Origin of the sequence: Rhizobium sp. NZLR10 (assembly GCF_019685125.1) — a bacterium.
GTDB lineage: Bacteria > Pseudomonadota > Alphaproteobacteria > Rhizobiales > Rhizobiaceae > Rhizobium.
Genome location: NZ_JABDWE010000008.1, coordinates 104,460 through 127,406, shown reverse-complemented (window position 1 = coordinate 127,406; position 22,947 = coordinate 104,460). Strand labels below are relative to the sequence as shown.

The 22,947-nt window shown below is 59.4% G+C and carries 24 protein-coding genes; all 24 read left to right on the top strand.

The window, feature by feature from the left end; all coding sequences use genetic code 11:
• Positions 1 to 169 precede the first annotated feature (169 nt).
• Complete coding sequence (locus HJB82_RS14195) at positions 170 to 1,075, top strand: flagellin (protein WP_207582938.1); 906 nt, start codon at positions 170 to 172, stop codon at positions 1,073 to 1,075.
• A gap of 283 nt (positions 1,076 to 1,358) precedes the next feature.
• Positions 1,359 to 2,267, top strand: a complete 909-nt coding sequence (locus tag HJB82_RS14190; RefSeq protein ID WP_207582939.1) for a flagellin — start codon at positions 1,359 to 1,361, stop codon at positions 2,265 to 2,267.
• A 246-nt stretch (positions 2,268 to 2,513) separates the two neighbouring features.
• Complete coding sequence (locus HJB82_RS14185; RefSeq protein WP_207582940.1) at positions 2,514 to 3,425, top strand: flagellin; 912 nt, start codon at positions 2,514 to 2,516, stop codon at positions 3,423 to 3,425.
• Between the two features lie 300 nt (positions 3,426 to 3,725).
• A complete protein-coding gene (locus HJB82_RS14180) occupies positions 3,726 to 4,688 on the top strand; it encodes a flagellin (RefSeq protein ID WP_207582941.1) in 963 nt (320 codons plus the stop codon).
• Positions 4,689 to 4,889: 201 nt separating this feature from the next.
• Positions 4,890 to 5,519 (top strand): hypothetical protein, encoded by a 630-nt coding sequence (locus HJB82_RS14175; protein ID WP_221116089.1) that lies wholly within the window; start codon positions 4,890 to 4,892, stop codon positions 5,517 to 5,519.
• On the top strand, positions 5,516 to 6,853 hold the full coding sequence (locus tag HJB82_RS14170) for a MotB family protein (RefSeq protein WP_207582943.1): 1,338 nt from the start codon (positions 5,516 to 5,518) through the stop codon (positions 6,851 to 6,853). The genes HJB82_RS14175 and HJB82_RS14170 overlap by 4 nt, the downstream gene beginning before the upstream one ends.
• A gap of 4 nt (positions 6,854 to 6,857) precedes the next feature.
• Positions 6,858 to 8,153, top strand: a complete 1,296-nt coding sequence (gene motC, locus HJB82_RS14165) for a chemotaxis protein MotC (protein ID WP_207582944.1) — start codon at positions 6,858 to 6,860, stop codon at positions 8,151 to 8,153.
• On the top strand, positions 8,150 to 9,598 hold the full coding sequence (locus HJB82_RS14160) for a flagellar hook-length control protein FliK (protein WP_221140275.1): 1,449 nt from the start codon (positions 8,150 to 8,152) through the stop codon (positions 9,596 to 9,598). Before motC ends, HJB82_RS14160 begins: the two co-directional genes overlap by 4 nt.
• Positions 9,546 to 10,103, top strand: a complete 558-nt coding sequence (locus tag HJB82_RS14155; protein WP_207582946.1) for a lytic transglycosylase domain-containing protein — start codon at positions 9,546 to 9,548, stop codon at positions 10,101 to 10,103. Before HJB82_RS14160 ends, HJB82_RS14155 begins: the two co-directional genes overlap by 53 nt.
• A 280-nt stretch (positions 10,104 to 10,383) precedes the next feature.
• Positions 10,384 to 11,055: a transcriptional activator Rem gene (gene rem, locus HJB82_RS14150; protein WP_007633267.1), complete on the top strand. Its 672-nt coding sequence runs from the start codon at positions 10,384 to 10,386 to the stop codon at positions 11,053 to 11,055.
• A 126-nt stretch (positions 11,056 to 11,181) separates the two neighbouring features.
• Positions 11,182 to 12,483: a flagellar hook protein FlgE gene (locus HJB82_RS14145; protein ID WP_207582947.1), complete on the top strand. Its 1,302-nt coding sequence runs from the start codon at positions 11,182 to 11,184 to the stop codon at positions 12,481 to 12,483.
• A gap of 19 nt (positions 12,484 to 12,502) precedes the next feature.
• Entirely contained in the window at positions 12,503 to 13,990 is a 1,488-nt protein-coding gene (flgK, locus tag HJB82_RS14140; RefSeq protein WP_207582948.1) for a flagellar hook-associated protein FlgK, read from the top strand.
• A gap of 3 nt (positions 13,991 to 13,993) precedes the next feature.
• Positions 13,994 to 15,046 (top strand): flagellar hook-associated family protein, encoded by a 1,053-nt coding sequence (locus HJB82_RS14135; RefSeq protein WP_207582949.1) that lies wholly within the window; start codon positions 13,994 to 13,996, stop codon positions 15,044 to 15,046.
• A gap of 36 nt (positions 15,047 to 15,082) precedes the next feature.
• A complete protein-coding gene (gene flaF, locus HJB82_RS14130; RefSeq protein WP_164006557.1) occupies positions 15,083 to 15,430 on the top strand; it encodes a flagellar biosynthesis regulator FlaF in 348 nt (115 codons plus the stop codon).
• Positions 15,427 to 15,876, top strand: a complete 450-nt coding sequence (gene flbT / locus HJB82_RS14125; RefSeq protein ID WP_007633262.1) for a flagellar biosynthesis repressor FlbT — start codon at positions 15,427 to 15,429, stop codon at positions 15,874 to 15,876. The genes flaF and flbT overlap by 4 nt, the downstream gene beginning before the upstream one ends.
• Positions 15,867 to 16,319, top strand: a complete 453-nt coding sequence (flgD, locus tag HJB82_RS14120) for a flagellar hook assembly protein FlgD (protein ID WP_207582950.1) — start codon at positions 15,867 to 15,869, stop codon at positions 16,317 to 16,319. The genes flbT and flgD overlap by 10 nt, the downstream gene beginning before the upstream one ends.
• 89 nt (positions 16,320 to 16,408) lie before the next feature.
• On the top strand, positions 16,409 to 16,675 hold the full coding sequence (gene fliQ, locus HJB82_RS14115) for a flagellar biosynthesis protein FliQ (RefSeq protein WP_009992823.1): 267 nt from the start codon (positions 16,409 to 16,411) through the stop codon (positions 16,673 to 16,675).
• Positions 16,676 to 16,763: 88 nt separating this feature from the next.
• Positions 16,764 to 18,851, top strand: coding sequence for a flagellar biosynthesis protein FlhA (flhA, locus tag HJB82_RS14110; protein ID WP_207582951.1), 2,088 nt, complete (start codon positions 16,764 to 16,766; stop codon positions 18,849 to 18,851).
• Positions 18,848 to 19,600: a flagellar biosynthetic protein FliR gene (gene fliR, locus HJB82_RS14105; RefSeq protein ID WP_207582952.1), complete on the top strand. Its 753-nt coding sequence runs from the start codon at positions 18,848 to 18,850 to the stop codon at positions 19,598 to 19,600. Before flhA ends, fliR begins: the two co-directional genes overlap by 4 nt.
• A gap of 7 nt (positions 19,601 to 19,607) precedes the next feature.
• Positions 19,608 to 20,021 carry a hypothetical protein gene (locus HJB82_RS14100; protein WP_207582953.1) on the top strand — a complete coding sequence of 138 codons (414 nt, stop codon included), beginning with the start codon at positions 19,608 to 19,610 and terminating at the stop codon, positions 20,019 to 20,021.
• Positions 20,022 to 20,052: 31 nt separating this feature from the next.
• Positions 20,053 to 20,616 (top strand): rod-binding protein, encoded by a 564-nt coding sequence (locus HJB82_RS14095; RefSeq protein ID WP_207582954.1) that lies wholly within the window; start codon positions 20,053 to 20,055, stop codon positions 20,614 to 20,616.
• Positions 20,617 to 20,739: 123 nt separating this feature from the next.
• Positions 20,740 to 21,105, top strand: coding sequence for a hypothetical protein (locus tag HJB82_RS14090; RefSeq protein ID WP_207582955.1), 366 nt, complete (start codon positions 20,740 to 20,742; stop codon positions 21,103 to 21,105).
• Positions 21,105 to 21,644: a hypothetical protein gene (locus tag HJB82_RS14085; protein ID WP_207582956.1), complete on the top strand. Its 540-nt coding sequence runs from the start codon at positions 21,105 to 21,107 to the stop codon at positions 21,642 to 21,644. Before HJB82_RS14090 ends, HJB82_RS14085 begins: the two co-directional genes overlap by 1 nt.
• Before the next feature lie 290 nt (positions 21,645 to 21,934).
• Complete coding sequence (locus HJB82_RS14080; RefSeq protein WP_221116084.1) at positions 21,935 to 22,774, top strand: WecB/TagA/CpsF family glycosyltransferase; 840 nt, start codon at positions 21,935 to 21,937, stop codon at positions 22,772 to 22,774.
• Positions 22,775 to 22,947 lie beyond the last annotated feature (173 nt).

The following is a 22,947-nucleotide window of genomic DNA, read 5'->3' as shown; positions in this document are numbered from 1 at the left end:
GCCAGTATTTTTAAGAAGTTGGCAAGCATTGGCTGCGAGATTGCCCTGGACATGACGGGTTTGGGCCAAACAAAAAAAGGCGCCGAGTAGCATGAAGCTGGTCCGTCATCGCCGGTACTATAGTCCGGTATGTCCTCCTTTTTGTATCTAGTTTCCAGGGGACAGATTTATGACAAGCATTAACACGAACACTTCCGCACAGGCCGCTCTCCAGACGCTGCGTAGCGTCAACCAGGGCCTCAACCAGACGCAGAACCACGTTTCGTCGGGCTATCGCGTTGAAAAGGCTTCTGACAACGCTGCTTACTGGTCGATCGCAACGACCATGCGGTCGGACAACAAGGCACTCTCCGCTGTTTCCGACGCCCTCGGCGTTGGCGCTGCGAAGGTCGACACCGCTTACACCGCCATGGACAGCGCCATCGACGTCGTCGGCGACATCAAGGCCAAGCTGGTTGCCGCCACTGAAAACGGCGTCGACAAGGCCAAGGTTCAGGAAGAAATCGGTCAGCTGCAGCAGCAGCTCCTCAGCATCGCCCAGTCGGCTTCCTTCAATGGCGAAAACTGGGTTGCCGGCGCTGACGGCACGAAGAGCGTCGTATCCTCCTTCGTCCGCGACGGCTCCAACGCCGTTTCGGTAACCACGACCGACTACGTTCTCGACGACAGCAGCGCGGGCAACGTAATGTTCGGCATGAGCGGCGGTTCGGTCGAAACCTCCACCGGTATCCTCGGTACTTCGAATGGTGCGACCGGCTCGATCTACGCGATGGACATCACCAGCTTCACCGCCGGCCAGATCCAGTCGGCTCTGACGAACGTCGAATCGGCTCTGAAGTCGATGACCAGCGCCGGCGCTGCTCTCGGCTCGCTCTCCAAGCGCATCGACAATCAGGACACCTTCGTGTCCGCGCTCAGCGACTCGATCGACTCCGGTATCGGCCGTCTGGTCGATGCCAACATGGAAGAAGAATCCTCCAAGCTCAGCGCCTTGCAGACCCAGCAGCAGCTGGCGATCCAGTCGCTGTCGATCGCGAATTCCTCTTCGCAGAACATCCTGTCGCTGTTCCGCTAAGACCGGTCGGCACAAGGTTTCCAAGTTTCGCGGCCGGGTCATCCCCGGCCGCGAAATGTTTTAACATAAGGTTAATGAAAACTCTTCTAAGTCTCAGATATTTTTAAGTAATTTCCAGTTTGGATTTAGCTTTCCTTAACCATCTTGGTGTTTTCTAGGCCCATCGAAACGGCGAGTTAACCTTAACAAAAAATGGTTAGCAGGCATGATGCTGATCGCTGTGGGCCGGCCGAAAATCCGGAATGTCCCTTCTTAAAATCTGCCAACAAGGGGCAATTAAACTATGACGAGCATCAACACCAATAACGCTGCAATGGCAGCCCTCCAGACTCTCCGTGGCATCAACCAGGGTCTCCAGACAACCCAGGCTCACGTTTCGTCCGGCTATCGCGTCGGCAAGGCTTCCGACAACGCTGCTTACTGGTCCATCGCAACGACCATGCGTTCGGACAACAAAGCTCTCTCGGCTGTTTCCGACGCTCTCGGCCTCGGCGCCGCTAAGGTCGACACCGCTTATTCCGCCATGGACAGCGCCATCGACGTCGTCGGCGACATCAAGGCCAAACTGGTTGCCGCCACTGAAAACGGCGTCGACAAGGCCAAGGTCCAGGAAGAAATCAGCCAGCTGCAGCAGCAGCTGATGAGCGTCGCTCAGTCGGCTTCCTTCTCGGGTGAAAACTGGGTGGCCGGCGCTTCCGGCACCAAGAATGTCGTTGCCTCCTTCGTCCGTGACGGCTCCAACGCCGTGTCGGTCGTGATGACCGACTATGTGCTCGACGATAGCAGCGTGGGCAACGTTCTGTTCGGCATGAGCGGCGGGGCAGTCGAAACCTCCACGGGTATTCTCGGCACGTCGAATGGCGCGACCGGTTCTGTCTACGCGATGGACATCACCAACTTCACCCTCGGCGAGATCCAGTCGGCTCTGACGAACGTTGAATCGGCTCTGAAGTCCATGACCAGCGCCGGCGCTGCTCTCGGCTCGGTCTCCAAGCGCATCGAACTGCAGGAAAACTTCGTGTCCGCACTCAGCGACTCGATCGACTCCGGTGTCGGCCGCCTCGTCGACGCCGACATGGAAGAAGAATCCTCCAAGCTCAGCGCTCTGCAGACCCAGCAGCAGCTGGCCGTGCAATCGCTGTCGATCGCGAACTCCTCTTCGCAGACGATCCTCACGCTGTTCCGCGGCTAATAACCGCAGAAAACATCGGCCCGCCGGTCTCCGGCGAGCCCCCAGCAACGAGCCGCGCTTCTATGGAGCGCGGTTTTTTTAATGTCCGTTAACGATCGATTAACCATAATGCTGTTTTCTCAGGTCAACGAGACGGTGGGTTAACCAAATCTAAGAATCGGTTAACAGGCATGAGGCTGGTCCCCGTTCCCGGTAGCGTTCCGGAATGTCCCTTTTTTCCATCTGCCGACAAGGGGCAATCATTTCATGACCAGCATTTTGACCAACGTCGCGGCCATGGCCGCGCTTCAGACACTCCGCGGAATCAATGACGGCCTTGAGGCTACGCAGAATCGCGTATCATCGGGCTACCGCGTCGAAAAGGCAGCCGACAACGCGGCTTACTGGTCGATCGCAACGACGATGCGTTCGGACAACAAGGCACTCTCCGCCGTCTCCGACGCCCTCGGCCTCGGCGCCGCCAAGGTCGACACCGCTTACTCTGCCATGGACAGCGCCATCGACATCATCAGCGAAATCAAGGCGAAGATCGTCGCCGCGACCGAAAAGGGCGTCGACAAGACCAAGGTCCAGGAAGAAATCGGCCAGCTGCAACAGCAGCTCCTGAGCATCGCGCAGTCGGCTTCCTTCTCCGGTGAAAACTGGGTTGCTGGTGCTGACGGCACCAAGAGCGTCGTTTCTACTTTCGTGCGCGATGGCAGCGGCAATGTCTCAGTCAAGACGACCGATTACATCCTGGACACGAGCTCCATGGGCAACGTTCTCTTCGGCATGACCTCGACTGGCACGATCGACACGAGCTCCGGCATTATCGGCACATCATACGGCACTATCGGCTCGATCTACTCGATGGACATCAGCACCTTCGGTTCGCCTGAGATTTCCATGGCCCTGACCTCGATCGAGGCTGGCCTGGATGCCATGACCAAGGCTGCCTCGCAGCTCGGCTCTATTTCCACGCGCATCGAACTGCAGGAAAACTTCGTTGGAGCACTCAGTGATTCGATTGACTCGGGCGTCGGCCGCCTCGTTGACGCCAATATGGAAGAGGAATCGAGCAAGCTGACGGCCTTGCAAACGCAGCAGCAACTGGCTATCCAGTCGCTGTCGATCGCCAACTCCAGCGCGCAGAACATCCTCACGCTGTTCCGCAGCTAAGCCAGGCGCTGAAGCTGGACCGAATCTTGCGCCATCGTTCGGCAGCAAGCAGAAAGCCTCCCGGACCGCGCCCGAAACGGCGCGGTTTTTTCTTTTATATCAATAGCTTGCCTGCCGCCGTGATCGGCGCGGCGAGTTCAGCGCCGCGCTCTTGCCGAACAGGTTGATATCGAGTTAACCTCGCTTTGAGTTGATTTGCTTTTGCGACACGCCGGTAGAAACGCTGCCGGAGGCATGACGCCACTTTAGTCGCCGCCGGCAATCCGGCCTGCCCTTTTACCTTACTCCGAGAGCCTGTCGATGACCGTTAAGATTACCAGCGCGGCCGCGGTGAATGCGCTTGCGGTGCTGCGCAGCATCAACAAAGAAGCCGGCCAGACCCAGCAGCAAGTGTCCTCGGGATATCGTATCGAGACGGCCGCCGACGATGCGTCCTACTGGTCGGTTGCGACCGTCATGCGCTCGGACAGCACCAATCTCGGGACGATCGGGGATGCGCTCGGTCTCGGCGCGGCCAAGGTGGACGCGACCTACACGGCGATGAATTCGGCGATCGATCTCATGGGCCAGATTCGTGCCAAGCTTGTGTCGGCGAAAGAGCCGGGCACCGACAAGGACAAGATCAACGCCGAGATCAGCGAATACAAACAGCAACTGCAGACGGTCGTTGAATCGACCTCGTTTGCGGGCGAGAACTGGCTGCTGAACGGCAATACCACGGCGCCCCCGACATGGTCGGTCATCTCAAGCTTCGTGCGCGCTCCGACCGGCGAATATCAGGCCCGGACCATCGATTTCCCGTCGTCGCAGACCATCCTCATCGACGAGAACAATGCGAGCGGTGGCCTGTTCACCAAGGCGGTCGACGCCAATGCGATCAACAACAACGGCGCGACGGCGCGCAACTACTATCTGCTGAACGCCAACTCGGCCACGCCGACGACAGGGACGGAAATTGCGATCGGCCAGAATACGACCGATGCGCAACTCACCGATATGCTTGATGTGACCGACTCGCTGCTCTCCTCGCTGACGACGACGGCTGCTTCGATCGGCGTGATGAAGACGCGTATCGACGATCAGATAGATTACACTGCCGATCTCGCCGATTCGATCGACAAGAGCGTCGGTGCGCTCGTCGATACCGACATGGACGAGGCTTCGATCCGGCAGAAGGCGATCGAAACCCAGAAGCAGATGGCTGTCGAAGCAATCTCGATCCTCAACACGGCTTCGAGCAAGATTCTGATTCTGCTGGAATAAAGGTGAGCGCGATCGCGGATGGCGGCGCCATTCATCCTCGCGCAAGTTTGACTTCCTAGTTTCCGGCACGAAGGCATCGTCCGAATCCGTGCCGGCGCAAGGTGAAGCCCTTGCCCGTTTCGAAGCGACATGCCGGCGCGCAAGGTCGTTTTGAGCGGGGGTGGATATGCTGCATGCCTCCCGAATGCTGGATGGTTTTTTATGAGCATTACGCTTTCCCGGTATTTGAAGGACTTCGGTGAACCGGAACCGTCAGCGCCGATCATCGACATCGACGATTTCGGCGGCGACGGTTTTCCCGAAATGCCAAGCGAACCGCCAATCGACGTCGAGGCGGAGCGCCGCGAAGCCTATGCGCAAGGTCATGCCGCAGCCACCGCTGATTTGACCGAGAAATTCCAAGCCGAGGCGCGGGCGCTGGCCGAGGTCCATGCGCGTGAGTTCGAGGAGCTGAAGCTTCGCTACGAAGTCGAGGCGGCGGCGGTCATTGGCTCCCGCATTCGCGATATCGCCGAAGAGGTCGCACAGCTGGTCAGCGCCGGCGCCGCCGTCGCCTTAGCACCTGTGATGACCGAAGCGCTGGCCGCCAAGGCTGCCGAAAGCCTCGCCGTCCTGCTGCGTGACGCGATCCTCGAGGGTGCCGCCGGCCCGATTGTCGTGCGCGGGCCGACCCGGCTTTTCGAACTCCTAACGGCCGAACTCGGCGAACATGCCGGGGCGGTTCGACACGTTGAGACTGACGATATCGATCTTGCCGTCGAAATCGGTGAATCCGTCATCGTCACCCGTATGTCCGCCTGGGCGGCCAGCTTGAAGAAAGTTCTCGAATGAGCGAAGGCGAAAACCACCACCACGGCAAGAACGAGATCATCATCGTCAAGAGACATGGCGGCGGTGATCACGATGGCGCCCATGGCGGTGCGTGGAAAATTGCCTATGCCGACTTCATGACGGCGATGATGGCGTTCTTCCTGGTCATGTGGCTGGTCAATGCCGCCAATGAGGAGACCAAGGCCTCGGTCGCGACCTATTTCAATCCGATCAAGCTCTCCGACGAAAAGCCGACCGAAAAGGGACTGAAGAAGCCCGTCGACAACGCCGAAGGCGAGGAGAAGCAGGAAAAGTCGAAACAGAAGGAAGAAAACCCGAACGACGGCAAATCGGCGGCGGATGGTGACGATCAGACATCGACATCAGGTGACCAGACCAATTATTCCGAGGCCGATTTCTTCGAAAATCCTTATTCGGTTCTCGCCGAAATCGCGCAGGAAGTCGGCCAGCAGGCCAATGTCAGCGCCAAGGGCGATGGCGGTGCCGCCGATTCCGGCCCGGCCACCGGTGCCGATGGCGGCGAGGCCTATCGTGATCCCTTCGATCCAGATTTTTGGACGAAGCAGGTCGAGGTCACGACAGCCGGCAAGTCCACCCCTCCGGGCAAGAACGACGAGCAGGCGGCCGAGAGCGGGACAACCGAGATCGCCAAGGTCGAGGATATGAAGCCGATGCCGCTGACCACCGATCAGAAGGCCACCGGTCAGGAACCCAAGGAAACCAAGACCGCGGCCGAGACCAAGGACGGCAAGGCGCCGGGTGACAAAAAGTCCGGCGACAAGAAGGCTGGCGATAAGAAGGCCGAAGCGCAAAAGGACGCCGATCATCGGAAGGATGCCGACAAGAGCGCGGCAGAGACCGAGCAGCAGCAGAAGGAAGCCGAGCAGCTGCAGGAGCAGATCGCCCAGCAGATCGGCGGCGTTGCCGGCAAGCTTGCCGAAGGCCTGACCGTGACGGCATCCGAAGGCGGATTGCTGGTCAGCATCTCCGACCAGAACGACGATTCGATGTTCAATATCGGTTCTGCGGTTCCACGCCAGGAGATGGTGCTCGCCATGGAAAAGATTGGCGCAATCCTGAAGGAGAGGGGTGGCGCGGTCGCCATCCGCGGCCACACGGACGGGCGCCCGTACAAGGGCGGGCAGAATGAGAACTGGCGGCTTTCGATGGACCGCGCCCAGAGCGCCTATTACATGCTCGTGCGCGGCGGGTTCGACGAGAAGCGCATCTCCCAGGTCTCGGGCTTCGCCGACCGTCGGCTGAAGCTGCCGTCCGACCCGTTCAACGCGACCAACCGCCGGATTGAGATTCTGGTGCAGGCGGATCAAGGATAACAGGATGGCGCGTCGGCAGTATCGCTATGTCGGATTTGTGGCCCTCGGCCTGGCGTTGCTTTCGTCGGCCGCAGGCAGGGCGCAGGATCCGGACGATCTCGAGCCGTACAAGATGATGCGGTCGCTGCAGTTCGTGCAGGATTCCGTGGTCTCCGGCGATCATTCGGCCGGTGAGATGCAGCGCTTCATGCTGGGCACGATCGACGAGCGGCTGCGCAGCGTCGATACGTCGGTCTTCGATGACGACCGCAATGTCGACGCAGCGCTGATCTACGCGATGAGCGGCGGCAATCCGCAGACGCTGGAATATCTGATCGTCCACGACGTCAACGGCTATTTCGACAACCGTGTTACCGATGTGCTCAGAAAATATCTGAGCGGCAAGGGGCTGCTCGTCGCCAAGACGCTGGAGGAGACCGCCAGGGAATACCGCGACAAGAAGATCGGCCCTTACCTTGCATTGATCGGCGGCAACGTGCTGATCGCGACGAAGCCGGCAGACGCACTCGATCTCTACGACCAGGCGCGCCTTGCGGCGCCGGGCACGATCGTCGAGGAAGCGGCGCTGCGCCGCTCGGTCGCCATCTGCGTCGACAAGGGGATGCTCGACCGGGGAATGGCCTATTCGCAGCGTTATATCAGGCGCTTCCTGCATTCGCCCTATGCCAGCCAGTTCGCCGATCTTTTCGTCACGCTCGTCGTCGGCCACGATCACGACGTGAAGCCGCAGGATGTCATCGACATCCTGTCCTTCATGGACGCGCCGCGCCAACGCGAGGTCTATCTGCGCATCGCCCGCGCTGCCGCGATCGCGGGTAAGCCGGAGCTGGCCCACATGGCGGTCGAGCGTGTGCAGTCGCTTGGCGGCGGCACCGACAATGCCTTCGGTCCGCTGGCGAATTTCTATGGCGGCATGGCCGGCCTTCCCACCGAGGATATCGACCGGGCGGCGAAGAATGTCAGCGACATCGCTGGCAACACGCTTTCACCGCGCGATCAGGCGCTGCAGGAGGCGGCGCGATCGATTGCCGAGCAGATCCTGCGCGCTCCCGATCCGGCAAGCCTGACACAAGCCTCGAACCCTAACACTTCTAATCAAGAAATCACTTCTGAAAAGGCTGCGGCTATAGAGACGCAACCGGGAGCGCCAGGCGCGCTTCCCGAGCCTGTTCCGGGAGGTGTGGCATCGACTGGCCAGAGCCAGGGTACCGACCCCTCATTCAACGCATTTGTGACGACCAATCGGTCCAAGCTCGACGAGATCGACGGTCTTCTGGCGCAGGAAGGCAACGAACAATGATGGATATGAGCGTCTCCGGCGGAGCCGCCGGTGCGGAGTCCGCCGCGATTACGAAATCTGCGCGACCGGCCGGTAAAGACGATACGGCCGGCCAAAAGAATGGCTTCTCCGACGCACTTGCCAAGGCAAGTGGTGGTACCGCCAATGACGACGCCGACGATGCGCAGCCGGATCAGGGTGCGGTTGCTGATGGCAGCGCCGAGAAAGTGGCGCGGACGATCCGCGGCCGCAACGGCGCAAAACCGTTGATCGATCTCGGCGACGCCGCGCTGAAGGCACAGGCTGAGGTGCAGCCGGAAACGATCGCCAATGCCGAAAAGGTCGCGGCAAAGCCTGGAAAGGCCGCGGTCAAAATGCCGGCGGATCTTGCCTTCGGCAAGCTCGACCCAAAGGACCGCTCGGCAGACGAGGTCGTTCAGGCGGCTAAAGGCGGCAAACACGCCAGGGCCGACGCATTGGAAACCGACACCGACAACGACGGCGACGTTGATGACGGCGGCATTTCCGATGTCCTCGGCCTGCTGAAGCAGGAACCGACCGACGGCGCGGTCGCTTTATCGGCGGCAGCAGGCGTGCATCACACTTCCGCCAAAGCCGATGAAGTCAAACCTGACGGCAAGAAACTCGATGGTATCGACGCCAAGGCAGGCGGCCATGCGTCGGACGCCCTGGCGGTCGTCAGCGGCAACGTCGACAGCGGCAAGGCGGATGACGTCAAGGTTCCCGGATCGGAGAATGCCGAATCCGCCGACGGCAGGACGTTCAGGATCAGCCGCGCCGATGGCCGTGGTGTCTCTATGGATGTTCACCTCGGCACCGATCAGGCCGGGCCGAAGGACGGCTCGAAGAAGGCCGATGTCGAAAATGTTTCGGTCCTTGAATCGCGCCGCTATATCGGCCTGATGCAGAATTCGAATTCCGCCTCCGTCACTGCCGCTCTCTCCGGCGATTCCGAATGGGCGCGCGCCATGGAGCCGAGCTCGGCACTCTCCAACGCGGCGGAATGGACGAGCACCGGCAAGGTGGTCAATACGCTGAAGATCCAGATGAACCCGCTCGATCTCGGCTTGGTGACGGCGACTATGCGCCTGTCCGGCGACGCCCTGAACATCGACCTCAAGGTCGAAACCGGCGCGGCGTACCGTCAGATGAAGGAAGATCACGGCAAGATTCTCGAAGCTCTGCGCAGCCAGGGCTACGCCGTCGACAACGTCACCATCAGCATGGCGCCGGTCGAGCGTAGCGACGCCGGCAACCAGGCCGGCAGCCAAAGCCAGGCCTCTCAGCAGCAGTCGCTCCCCCAGCAGGGGCAGGGCGGCGAGGCGCGCGAGCGCCACAATCAGACGGCACAGCGGACGGATGGGGGCTTCAATGGCGCAGGCGAGACCGGTATTGAAGACGTTTCTGCTGGCCGCAGCAGCGGCATTGGCGGCGTTTACCTCTGAGGCGATCGCTTCCACCGGCGCCTGCGAGCGTGAGATCCAGTCGGCAGCTGCCAAATACGGCATCCCGGAAGGCATCCTCTATTCGGTCGGCCTGACGGAGACTGGCCGCAAGGGCTCGCTTTATCCCTACGCCATGAACGTCGAAGGCAGGGCGGTCTTTCCGCCCTCGGAGCAGGACGCGATGAGACAGTTCGATGTCGCCCGCAGCAGCGGCGCCAAGCTTATCGACATCGGCTGCATGCAGATCAACCACTACTATCATGGCGAAAACTTCGGCTCGGCCGAAGATATGTTCGACCCGCATCGCAATGTGGAGTATGCGGCAAAATTCCTCCGCAACCTGCATGACCGTCACGAGACATGGACGATGGCGGTAGCCAGATACCATGCGGGTCCTAACAATGACCCCGCGCAGAAGCAATATGTCTGCCGCGTCATCGCCAATCTGGTCGCCACGGGCTACGGCAAGTGGACTCCCAATGCGAGTAACTTTTGTCGAAATTGATTCAACCAAAGATGGAGTAGACATATTGTGACGAAACTGTGTCACAATATGGCGGGAATCCGGCGTGAATCACCTGCGCAAGTCATAATTAAGAGACCGTTAACTTTTCCACGAAATTTTTGTGTGCATAAACAATAGTACCCACTAGATATAGATCAAATCGCCACAAGGATCTTAATCAATTATTAGTTTCTGCCATTAACTTTAACGAGTTGTCGCCGATTCCTGCGATTCGTACCCATAGATCATCGAAGTGCCACACTGATTCGGAGGCGGACGAATGATCGTCGTGGTTGATGAGCGTGAGCTCGTAAAAGATGGATACACATCTCTGTTTGGCCGTGAGGGCATTCCCTCCACCGGCTTTGATCCGACGGAATTTGGCGAGTGGGTACAGACCGCTGCCGATTCCGATATAGCGGCAGTCGAGGCCTTCCTGATCGGTCAGGGTCAGCGTAACTACGAATTGCCCCGGGCGATCCGGGACCGGTCAATGGCGCCGGTGATTGCAGTCAGCGACCAGCACTCGTTGGAAAACACCCTTGCACTGTTCGATTGCGGCGTCGACGACGTAGTGCGCAAACCGGTGCATCCCCGCGAAATTCTCGCAAGGGCGGCCGCGATCCGGCGCCGGCTGAAGGCGATCTCCAACTACACCGAGATCGGCGGGATCCGTGTTTTCTCGGATGGCCGCGACCCCGAGATCAACGGCGAAGTCTTCGCGCTTCCCCGGCGCGAGCGCCGCATCCTCGAATATTTGATCGCCAATCGCGGTCGCAGGGTCACCAAGACCCAGATCTTCAACGCCATCTACGGAATCTTCGATGAAGAGGTCGAGGAGAACGTCGTCGAAAGCCACATCTCGAAGCTGCGCAAGAAGCTGCGCAAGAAGCTCGGCGTCGATCCGGTCGATTCCAAGCGCTTCCTTGGCTACTGCATCGATTGGGCCTGATTTTTCCGGCCGGGCGGCGGCGCCCGGCTGAACCTCGATATTGGCCTCGCAGCTCGCCCTGACAGACAGCTTCACGCAAGGCCCGACAAATACTCTCGAGCTTAACAGGTAAAACGAGGTTTTCAGATGAGCATTTTCGGCAGCATGAAGACGGCAGTATCAGGGATGAACGCACAGGCGAACCGCCTCAGCACCGTTGCCGATAACATCGCCAACGTGAACACCACCGGTTACAAGGCCGTGTCGACGAGCTTCTCGTCGCTGGTCCTGCCTTCCTCGGGCGGCAATTACAATTCCGGCGGCGTCCAGACCTCGGTCCGCCAGGCCGTCTCCGACCAGGGCGACATTTCCTACACCACCTCGGGCACCGACCTCGCGATTTCGGGCGACGGCTTCTTCATCGTCCAGGGCGCTGACGGCACGCCGGTTCTGACCCGCGCCGGCGACTTCACCAAGGACGACGAAGGCAACCTCGTCAATGCCGCCGGCTTTCAGCTGATGGGCTATTCCTACGACTCCGGCGCCCCCGCCGTCGTCGTCAACGGCTTCGACGGTCTCGTTCCGGTCAACGTCAACCAGGATGGCCTGACCGCCATCGCTTCGACCTCAGGCATCTTCAAGGGCAACCTCGATTCCAATGCGAAGATCGCTCCGGTCGCTCCCGCGACGGCTCCGAGCGCCAACCTTGCCACAACGACGGCCGACACCAAGAAGGTCTCGATGGTCGCCTACGACCGTCTCGGCAACAAGGTGATGTACGACTTCTACTTCACGAAGAGCTCGGTCGTGACGCCGCCACCGGCATCTCCCGCTACTGCAGCCACTTGGGAAGTGGCGATGTTCCGCAACGCCAATGCGGCGGTCGGCGGCACGACCTCCTTCCCCTATAGCGCCGGTGGTTCTGTCGGCACGGGAACGCTCACCTTCGACGCCAACGGCAAGATGACCTCAACCGGCGCCGTCACGATCGCCGATACGGTGACCGGCCAGTCGATCGCCATGGACCTCTCCGGCTTCACCCAGCTCGGCGCCGACTTCTCCGGCACCGGTACGCCGAACGGCCAGGCGGCGACCCCGGTCAAAGACGTCACGATCGATGGCGACGGCATTGTCTACGCCAAGTATGAAGACGGCAGCACGAAGCCCCTCTACCGTATTCCCCTTGCCAATGTCGCAAGCCCGGACAAATTGACCCTGATGAGCGGCAACGTCTACAGCGCCAACGGCCAGTCGGGTGTCACCGTCACCGGTTTCCCGCAGACCAACGGTCTCGGCACGATCAAATCGGGCGCTCTCGAAGGTTCGAATGTCGACCTCGCCGGCGAGCTGACCGAGATGATCGAATCGCAACGCAGCTATACCGCCAATTCCAAGGTCTTCCAGACGGGTTCCGACATCATGGACGTCCTCGTCAACCTCAAGAGATAAGCAGGGTAACGGGTAAGCCATGTCGCTCACATCCGCACTTAATACCGCGCAGAACATATTCAACAATACCGGCACGCAGAGCAGTGTCGTATCGAACAATATCTCGAATGCGGGCAACAAAGATTACGTGCGCCGACAGGCGATGCTCACCACGTCCTTGAACGGCGCGCAGGTCGTCAAGATCGACCGGGCACAGGAAGATGCCCTGCTGCGCCAATATCTGAAGACATCCTCGCAGGACAGCGCCCAGCAGGCATTGCTGGGCGGTCTCGAGGACCTGAAGTCGATCATGGGTGGCAACGACTACGAAACGTCGCCATCCACCTATCTCGGTGTTTTCCAGCAGAAGCTTCAGGCCTTCCGCACGACGCCGGGCAGCACCGTCGCCGCTCAGGGCGCCATCACTGCCGCCCAGGATGTCGCCAACTCGCTGAACAATGCCTCGCAATCCGTTCAGGACGTCCGCGCCACCGCCGACAAGCAGATCGCCACCGACGTCGATAAGCTGAATACGCTCCTCAGTGACTTCGAGAAAGCCAACAATGCGGTGAAGACCGCCACGGCCTCGGGTGCGGATGCCTCAGGCGCTCTCGATGAACGCGAGAAGGCTCTCAAGCAGATTTCGCAGATCGTCGGTGTCAATACGACGACGCGCGACAATAACGACATGGTGCTGAGCACATCTGACGGGACGATCCTCTTCGAGACGATCCCGCGCAAGGTGACGTTCAAGTCTCAGGATGTCTACAACGCTACCATCGCCGGCAATTCGGTTTATATCGACGGTGTCGCACTTGCGCGCGGCAGCGGATCGACGGCAACGGGGCAGGGCAGCCTCCAGTCGCTCCTCCAGGTCCGTGACGAGATCGCCCCTAATTTCCAGAAGCAGCTCGATGAAGTCGCCCGCGGTCTGGTCTCGCTCTTCAAGGAGCAGAACACGGCAGCCGGCCCGGCCTATGTGCCCGGCCTCTTCACCTGGAGCGGCGGCACGGTCGATACCGGCGCCACCGCGGTCGCGGGCATGGCGGCGACCATCACCGTCAGCAGCCGCGTCATCACCGCGCAGGGCGGCGATCCGATGCGCCTGCGCGATGGCGGCGTCAACGCTACAGGCCTTGTCCTCAATCCCACCGGCGTCAGCGGTTATACGACGGAACTCGATCGCCTCTATACGGCACTGGGCTCCGACATCGATTTCGACCCGGCAGCGGGACCAGCGGTCGGTTTCGACGCCACAACGGGCATCGATTCGAACGTCAGCATCATGGAATTCGCCACCAATTCCCTCGGCTGGCTCGAACAATACCGCAGCAACGCCACGACGGCGGCGGAAAACACCTCGGCGGCGCTGTCACGCTCCGATGAGGCCTATTCCAATGAGACCGGCGTCAACCTCGACGAGGAACTGACGCTGCTCCTCGACATAGAGCAGTCCTACAAGGCGGCGACCAAGATCCTCAACGCCGTCGACGAAATGCTGAAGTCATTGCTGGATATTGCGAGTTAAGCCATGAAGAGCTCATTTATTTCAAGTTCGGCCATTCAGAATGCGATGCGGTTGACGATCCGTCAGGCGCAGAACCAGATGACCAAGGCGACGATGGAAGCAACGACGGGAGTCTATGCGGATATCGGCATCTCGCTCGGCGGCAATGCCGCGAGAAGCGTCGATTTCAGCCGCGAAGTCGACAGGATCGACTCGATCAAAGCAAGCAATTCCCTGGTCACCGCCCGGATGGAATCCTCGCAGCTCGGCCTTTCCAAAATGAAGGACGTCGGCGACGGCCTCGTTTCGAAGCTGACAGCGCTCCAGGGCAGCCATGATCCCGGCAGCATCACCGTCGCCATCCAGTCGGCAACCAGCGCATTGTCCACCATGATGGACACGGCCAATACCATGGTGAACGGTGAATATCTGTTCTCGGGCATCAACACCGATGTGCAGCCGCTGACCGACAAGACGACCGCGACGAGTGCCGCCATCGTTACGGCACTGAACAGCTATGCAGCCGCTCTCGCCCCGCCGAAGGCGGTCAGCGACCTCACCGGCACCGAGATGAGCACCTTCATCACGACGACGGTGGAGCCGATGTTCAGCGAAACTGCCTGGACCGACCCGACGACCGGCTGGTCGCAGGCATCCAGCCAGAACATGACGAGCCGCATCAGCAATTCCGAAGTGATCGAATCCTCGACCAACGCCAATTCCGAAGGCATGCGCTACATGGCGCTCGCCTCGGTGATGACCTCGGCGCTGCTCGGCCAGAACCTCAGCAGCGATGCGATGAGCACGGTGTCCAAGCAGGCGATCACCTACACGACGAAGGCGACCAGCGGCCTCGTGACGCAGGCAAGCCAGCTCGGCCTTTCCCAGGAGCGCGTCAAGAAGTCCAACGACGCTCTCGACGCCCAGTCGAATATCATCAAGAACAAGCTGGTCGATCTTCAGGGCGTTGATCCCTACGAAGCCTCGACCCTGGTCAAGACTTTGGAAACACAGCTTGAAACGGCTTACACGATCGTCTCGAAGATCCAGCAGTTGAGTCTCGTAAACTACCTTTGATGAGCAAAGGCGCGCAGTATAAAGAAGGATGCATGAATGTATCAGTTCTCATATGCCGAAGTCATGCAGGACTCGGTGGCCGACGCGAAAGAGCGGGAATGGCAGGTTCTTGACCGGTCCATAGACCTGCTGTCGTTGGCGCGCGAAAAGGAAAAATACGGCCGGGAAGCCATCGAAGCCCTGTTTTATACGCGCAGGGTGTGGATCAGCTTCATCGAGGATCTGAAACATCCCGACAATCAGCTGGAGATCCAGCTCAGGGCCAACCTCATCTCGATCGCGATCTGGATATTGAAGGAATGCGACAGGATACGAAAGCGTCTGTCGAATAACTACCAGGGCATCATCGACGTTACCACCATCATCAGGGATGGACTTAAATGAAAAGTACACTTCGCATTTCTCTGAAAGCCGGAGAAAGAATCTTCATCAACGGCGCCGTCCTGCGCGTCGACCGCAAGGTCGCGCTGGAATTCCTGAATGACGTGACGTTCCTTCTCGAAAACCACGTCCTCCAGCCGGAAGCGGCCACCACGCCCCTGCGTCAGCTCTATTTCATCGCGCAGATGATCCTCATCAATCCCGAGGGCAAGGACCACTCGACGGCGATGTTCCGCAAGTCGATCACCATGCTGCTCAGCTGCTTCAAAAACGAGGAAATCCTCGCGGAACTGAAGCGCATCGATGCGCTCGTCTCGACCGGCCGCGCTTTTGATGCGTTGAAGGCGATCCGCGGCCTCTATGCGATCGAAGACAATATCCTCAACAACCACGAAATGCCGCCGACGATGGTCGAGCAGATTCGCAGGGAGATTGCACCATGGCGGTAGATGCAACATCAAGCGTGACCAACACGAGCACGACGAGCACGACGAATTCGGCCCAGCAAAAAGCGACGCTGAACTACGACAATTTCCTTCAGCTGCTGATCGCGCAGATGAAGAATCAGGATCCGACCGACCCGGTCGATGCCAGCGAGCAGATGTCGCAGCTGGCAAGCTTCTCGCAGGTCGAGCAGACGATCCAGACCAACACCAAGCTGGACACGCTGCTGTCCAGCTCCAGCCTTACCCAGGCCAGCAGCTACGTCGGCAAATACATGGAAAGCGCCGACGGCACCGTCAAAGGCATCATCGATTCCGTCAAAGTTTATTCCGACGGCGTGATTGCGACGACCAAGGATGGGGGTAAGATACTCGTGCAGGCGGGAATCACTGTTGCCAGCCAGGCGCCGGCCACGACGACCACGACCAGCGACAACACTGATACCTGATACCGCGGCGAAGACGCGTCGGGTGATACCAACCAACAGCGGCCCGGCAATGGCGGGGCTGCTTCGAGGCGATATGAGGTTGCCTTCAGATGAATGAAGCTGATGCATTGGATCTGTTCCAGGCCGCGATCTGGACCGTGCTGATTGCCGCCGGTCCCGCGGTCATCGCCGCGATGGTGGTGGGTCTCGTCATCGCCCTGATCCAGGCACTGACACAGGTGCAGGAAGCGACGCTGACCTTCGTGCCGAAAATCGTCGCGGTGCTGATCACCGTCGGCGTCACAGCACCCTTCGTCGGCTCGCAGATCTCGATTTTCACCAATCTGGTCTTCTCGCGCATCCAGTCCGGCTTCTGAGCCACCTTCGCGCAAGCTTCGCCATTTAACTCTCGATCCGAATTGGGTGGACCGAGTCCGCCTCCTCTCATGAAGAGACGGAACTGTTATGGCGCAACCACCTGCACTCCCCCTTCCGAAAGTCGCCCCGAGCCTGCGCGATGTCGGTTTTGCCCTCGGCATCATCGGCATCATCTGCATTCTCTTCCTGCCGATTCCGCCATTCCTGATCGATATGGGACTTGCCTTCTCGATCGCCTTCTCGGTGCTGATCCTGATGGTCGCGTTGTGGATCCAGAAACCGCTCGATTTCTCGTCTTTCCCGACCATTCTGTTGATCGCAACGATGACCCGGCTGGCGCTGAACATCGCGACGACGCGCGTCATCCTGTCCCACGGCAATGAAGGCCACGATGCGGCGGGCGGCGTCATCGCCGGTTTCGCAAGCCTGGTGATGTCCGGCGATTTCGTCATCGGTCTGATCGTCTTCCTGATCCTCATCACCATCAACTTCATCGTCATCACCAAGGGTGCCACGCGCATCGCCGAAGTCGGCGCGCGTTTCACGCTCGATGCCATTCCCGGCAAGCAGATGTCGATCGACGCCGATCTTTCGGCCGGCATCATCGACGAGAAGGAAGCCCAGCGCCGGCGCAGAGAACTCGAAGAGGAAAGCTCCTTCTTCGGTGCGATGGACGGTGCCTCGAAATTCGTGCGTGGCGATGCCGTCGCCGGCCTCATCATCACCGCCATTAACGTCTTCGGCGGCATCATCATCGGCTATTTCCGCCACGGCATGCCGATCGGCGAAGCGGCCGACGTCTTCGTCAAGCTCTCCGTCGGCGACGGCCTCGTCTCGCAGATGCCGGCCCTGATCGTCTCGCTCGCCGCCGGCCTTCTCGTTTCTCGCGGCGGCACCACCGGCTCCACCGACCAGGCAGTCGTCAATCAGCTCAGCGGTTACCCCCGTGCGCTTTCCGTCTCGGCCGTGCTGATGTTCATCCTGGCGCTGATGCCGGGCCTGCCGTTTGTCCCTTTCACGATCCTCGGCGGTCTTCTCGCCTTCGGCGCCTGGTTCATACCGCGTAAGGTCGAGGCTGAAAACAAGCTTCGCCGCGAGCAGGAGGAAAATAAGGTCGTCCAAAGCAAGGAACTGGAAAAGGATTCGGTCAAGGCGGTACTGCGCACCTCGGAGATCGAGCTCGCACTCGGCAAGATGGTCTCGACGCGCCTGCTCGGCGCCCACCAGGAACTCGCCTTCCGCGTTGGCAAGATGCGCAAGAAGTTCGCCACGCAATACGGTTTCGTCGTGCCCGAAATCAAGGTCACCGACGATATCGCCATCGCCGAGAAATCCTACCAGATCCGCATTCACGGCACGACGGTCGCCTCCAACCTGCTGCGCGTCGGCGAAGTCCTCGTCGTCACCGGTGCCGGCCGCCGGCCAAGCATCCCCGGCGATGAAATCCGCGAACCCGCCTTCGGCATGCCTGCCGTCTCGATCCTCGAAAACTTCACCGACGATCTGAAACGCGAGGGCTTCCAGCCGATCGACAACGTCTCTGTCGTGCTGACCCATATGAGCGAGGTCATCCGCAACAACCTGCCGCAGCTTCTGTCCTACAAGGACGTCAAGGTGCTGATCGACCGGCTCGATCCCGAATACAAGAAGCTCGCCGACGAGATCTGCTCGTCGCACATGTCCTATTCGGGCCTGCAGGCGGTGCTCAAGCTTCTGCTTGCCGAACGCGTGTCGATCCGCAACCTGCACCTCATTCTCGAAGCGGTGGCCGAGCTCGCTCCGCATGTCAGAAAGACCGAGCAGATCGTCGAGCATGTCCGCATTCGCATGGCCCAGCAGCTTTGCGGCGACCTCGCCGACAACGGCGTGCTGCGCGTCCTCAGGTTGGGTAGCAAATGGGATCTCGCTTTCCATCAGGCATTGAAGCGCGACGCCAAGGGCGAAGTGATCGAATTCGACATCGATCCGCGCAGCCTCGAGGAGTTCAGCGAGCAAGCCACCAAAGTTATCCGTGAGTTCATGGATCGCGGCCTGCCATTCGTACTTGTCACGTCGCCGGAAACACGCTCCTATGTGCGCATGATCATCGAACGGCTGTTTGCCACGCTGCCGGTCCTGTCGCATGTCGAACTGGCCAAGGGCATCGAGATAAAGATTTTGGGCTCCATTTCATGATAACAGACGCGCAAGGGACCGTTCTCGCGCTGTTTCTGGTTTTCTGCCGAATCGGTGGGTGTGTGCTGGCTCTTCCGGGTTTTTCCTCGGCGCGCGTGCCCGACCAACTGCGCGTCTTCATCGCAGGCGCGCTCTCGATCGCCGTCATGCCGCTGCTCTGGGACACTGTCTATCCGGCCGTTCACACCGGTTCCGGAACATATATCGGCCTGATCGTCAGCGAATCGCTGATCGGCGTGATGTACGGCATGCTGGCGAGGATCTACACGCTCGGCATGCAGTTCGCCGCCTCGATCCTCGCCATGATGGTCGGCTACTCCCAGCCGGGCTCCGCCGACATCCTCGAAGATACGCCGGAGACCAGCCTTTCCGCTTTCGTCACCTTTGCCGGCATCATGATCCTGTTCATCATGGATTTTCATCACATCGTCTTCCGCGCACTGATCGATTCCTACACGACCATGCCGTTCGGCGGTCTGATGCAGATGCGCGCGACGCTGATCTCCTTTACCGACACGCTGGAGCAGACCACCTACATCATGCTGCGGCTGTCGAGCCCGTTCTTGATCTACGGCCTGATCTTCAATGTCTCGATCGGCTTCATCAACAAGCTGGCGCCGCAGATACCGGTTTACTTCATCTCGACGCCCTATCTGCTGATGGGCGGGCTCTTCCTGATCTATTTCTCGATTGCGGCGATGGTCAGCCAGTTCGGCCAGTCCTTCGGCTCGATCTATATCGGGCGATGAGGCTGCCATGATCGAAAAGAACCGCTCCCAGAAGCTCAAGCGATTGCTCTCGGTGCAGCGGCATATCGAAAGGATGGCCGAGAACGATCTGGCCGAAACCAGCCGCCAGCGCGTCGAGGTCAATGCGGCGATGGACGACGTCATCCTCGCGCTCGGCTCGATGGACCCGGTCCACCACGCCTTCTCGCAGAATTACGCCGATCGATTCGGCAGGCTCAGCATCAAGGACCAGCAGCTGACCGGCATGCAGCAGGTCCACGAGATGCGGCTGGCGCGCGAACGCGCCAAGGGGGATCGTTTCGAAGAAGGCATGAAAGAGGCCCTTGAGGCCGAGCGCCGCGAGGCCGATGACAATGCCGTCTACGATGTCATCGATCAGCAATTCGCAACGCCAGCCTCCAGCAAGCTTCGAAATCCATAGTCGTTACGATCTTAATTTAGAGGATTGTAACGTGGCTATTTCGCCCCCCAGTGATCTGGTCCTGGATGTTGTCAAAGCTGCCGACCCCATGGAGGTTCAGGCAGCCCAGGAAAAATTGAAGGCAAATCGTGCGGCCTTTGCTGCAACGAGCCTCGCCGAGAACGGCAAGGGCTTCGCCAATACGGTCGATATTCTCGACCATATCGGCCAGAAGAGCGGCGTCAACAATATCCAGAACCGCACCAAGGCTGAGGAAGTGCCGGAAAGCTACCGGAAATTCGAGGCCATGGTTCTGCAGAATTTCGTCAAGAACATGCTGCCGAGCGAAAGCGACGACGTCTACGGTAAGGGTGCGACCGGCGATATCTGGAAAGGCATGATGGCCGAGCAGCTCGGCAACGTCATGGCCAAGGGTGACGGCATCGGCATCGCCAAGCAGATGTACAGCGAGCAGCTGCGCCGGCAGGAAGGCAAGATCGTCAATGCTTCGACCGATAAGGATGACCGCAACATTGCGCTCAGCATGATCGACGACTTCCAGCGCAAGACATTTGGCACGCCGACCGCCGAAGCCAAGACCGATAAAACAGGATGAATTTAGGCCCATTGACCTAAAATGTGAATCCTGTTCTCAATCAGATAGTTAGAGCATGATATCGTCCGAAAACCGCGCACACTTTTCGGCGTAATCTCTAAACGACGCATAACCGGGGGTACCATGGAAATAGTTTCGAACGAATATAGGATCAAATCCGTTCTCGGACGCCTCGAAATGATCATCGACAATGAGAACACCCGGATCGGCAACGACCCGCAGTTTGATCTCAAGGTCTCCAATGCGCATAAGAGCCGCTGCCTTTACGAGTTGTCGATGCTGTTCCGCGACACCGATCCGGCCGAGCTCGCCGCTGCCCATCTCGATCAGTTGCACGGCTTGAAGAAGAAGCTGGTTCTCAATGCCCGTCGTGTCGAGGCGCACCTCGAAGCGGTTCGCGCCGTCGCCGACCTCCTGAAGAACGCCGTTCAGGACGCCGATGCCGACGGCACCTATTCCCAGGAACAATTCGCCGTGCGTGGAAACTGATGATCAAGCTCGTCCTCACCGGTGTCTGGGTTTGCGCCATTACCTTGGCATCGGTCTATTTCTCGGTGTACCTGGCGACCGCGCCGGCGCCCGCGGCAACGGACTCCAAGCAGAGCGCGCTCGAACTGGTGAAGGGTGAAACGATCACGGTGCCGATCATCGGTAACGGCGCGGTGACCGGCTACTTTCTTGGCCGCGTTTCCTTCATGATGAACAAGGAGATGCTGAAGGGCGTGACGCTGCCGCTGGCCGAGATGACGACGGACGAGCTTTTCAGCCTGCTCGTCGGCAACAAGACGGTCGATATCGCCCACATCAAATCCTTCGATCCGAAGGCCTTCCGCGAAGAGATCAAGAAGGGCATGAACGAGCGCCTCGGCGGCGAGTATGTCGCCGACGTGATGCTGGAGCAGCTCGACTATCTCTCCAAGGAAGATGTCAAGCAAAGCTCCGCCGGGCAGCCGAAGAAGATGGGCGCACCTATCAAGATCGTCGAGACCGCACCGGCCGGCGAAGCGCCGGCGGCAGCCGCCCACTAAGCGTTATATTGTCGTCGACGAAAAACAGCGCCGCAAGGCGCCGTTTTTCGTTGGCGCACGTGGTTAATAAACCACTTATACGCGCATAAAAATTCAAGGAATTTTCCTAAGGGTTGTTTGAAACCGTCCTGTTATATCAGGTGTCACAGCTTGGCGTATGCTGCCTCCCAAAATCGGGGCAGCGCCGTCCGGGCTGGACGCGGCCGGTCCTTTCGAGACCTCCGGTGCGGAATTATGGGCTTGTTTTCCGGGATGTCGGGCGCATGCAGCACCCTCGGCAGGAGGTAGGAATGAATCTGATTGCAAACTTCGCGGTGCTCGCATCGCGGCGGACGATCTTCGATCTGCCGGTCTGCGATCTCGGTTGGGACGACGCCCTCGTTTTCATCAACGAGCTGGCCTCCATTCCCGTCGGCCAGACCGTGGTTTGCTTCGTCAACGCCCACAACATGCTGACCGCGCTTCACGACGACGAATATTACCGGATCATGTCGCACAATCTGGTGCTGCCGGACGGCATCGGCCTCAACATTGCATCGCAGATCGCCCATGGTGCGCCGTTTCCCGCCAATCTGAACGGCACCGATTTCGTCCCGGCCTTCCTCACCTTTATGGAGGCCCCGCGCCGCATCGGCCTCATCGGCGGCACACGTTCGGTCGTCGAGGCGGCGGCGGAAAATTTCCGCCGGCATACACCCTGGCATGAATTCGTCGTTGTTTCCGACGGTTACTTCGACACGGTCGATTCCGCTGTCGTTACCGACGAGCTTGAGCGCCAGAAGCTCGATATTTTGATTGTCGGCATGGGAACGCCGCTGCAGGAGAAATGGGTCCACGACAATATCCGTGCCGATCATGCGCGCCTGGTGCTGACGGTCGGCGCTCTGTTCGACTTCGTCTCCGGCGCCGTCCCGCGCGCGCCGAAGACGGTGCGGATGATGCGAATGGAATGGGCTTATCGCCTGCTGCAGGAGCCGACGCGCCTTTGGCGCCGCTACATAGTCGGCATCCCGATCTTTCTTTTCCATGTCCTTCGCTACCGCTTCCGCCGGCGCGAAAGGATACTCAGCCATCCGGAAGAGGTCGTGACCACGCTGCAGCCGCGGTCAGACCACAAGAAAGCGAGCTGACGCTACAGCGCCGCGCGTCTTTTAAGGCGCGCAAATTTTATCCTTAGATCGATTCCGATTTAAGGAATGATGCATAATTCTTACACGCTGCGGTTAACCATTTCTTTGCCATGATTATTTAGACTGGTTTAATCATCTGCATCCGCGCGGATGAGCGAATTCGGCCATCATGT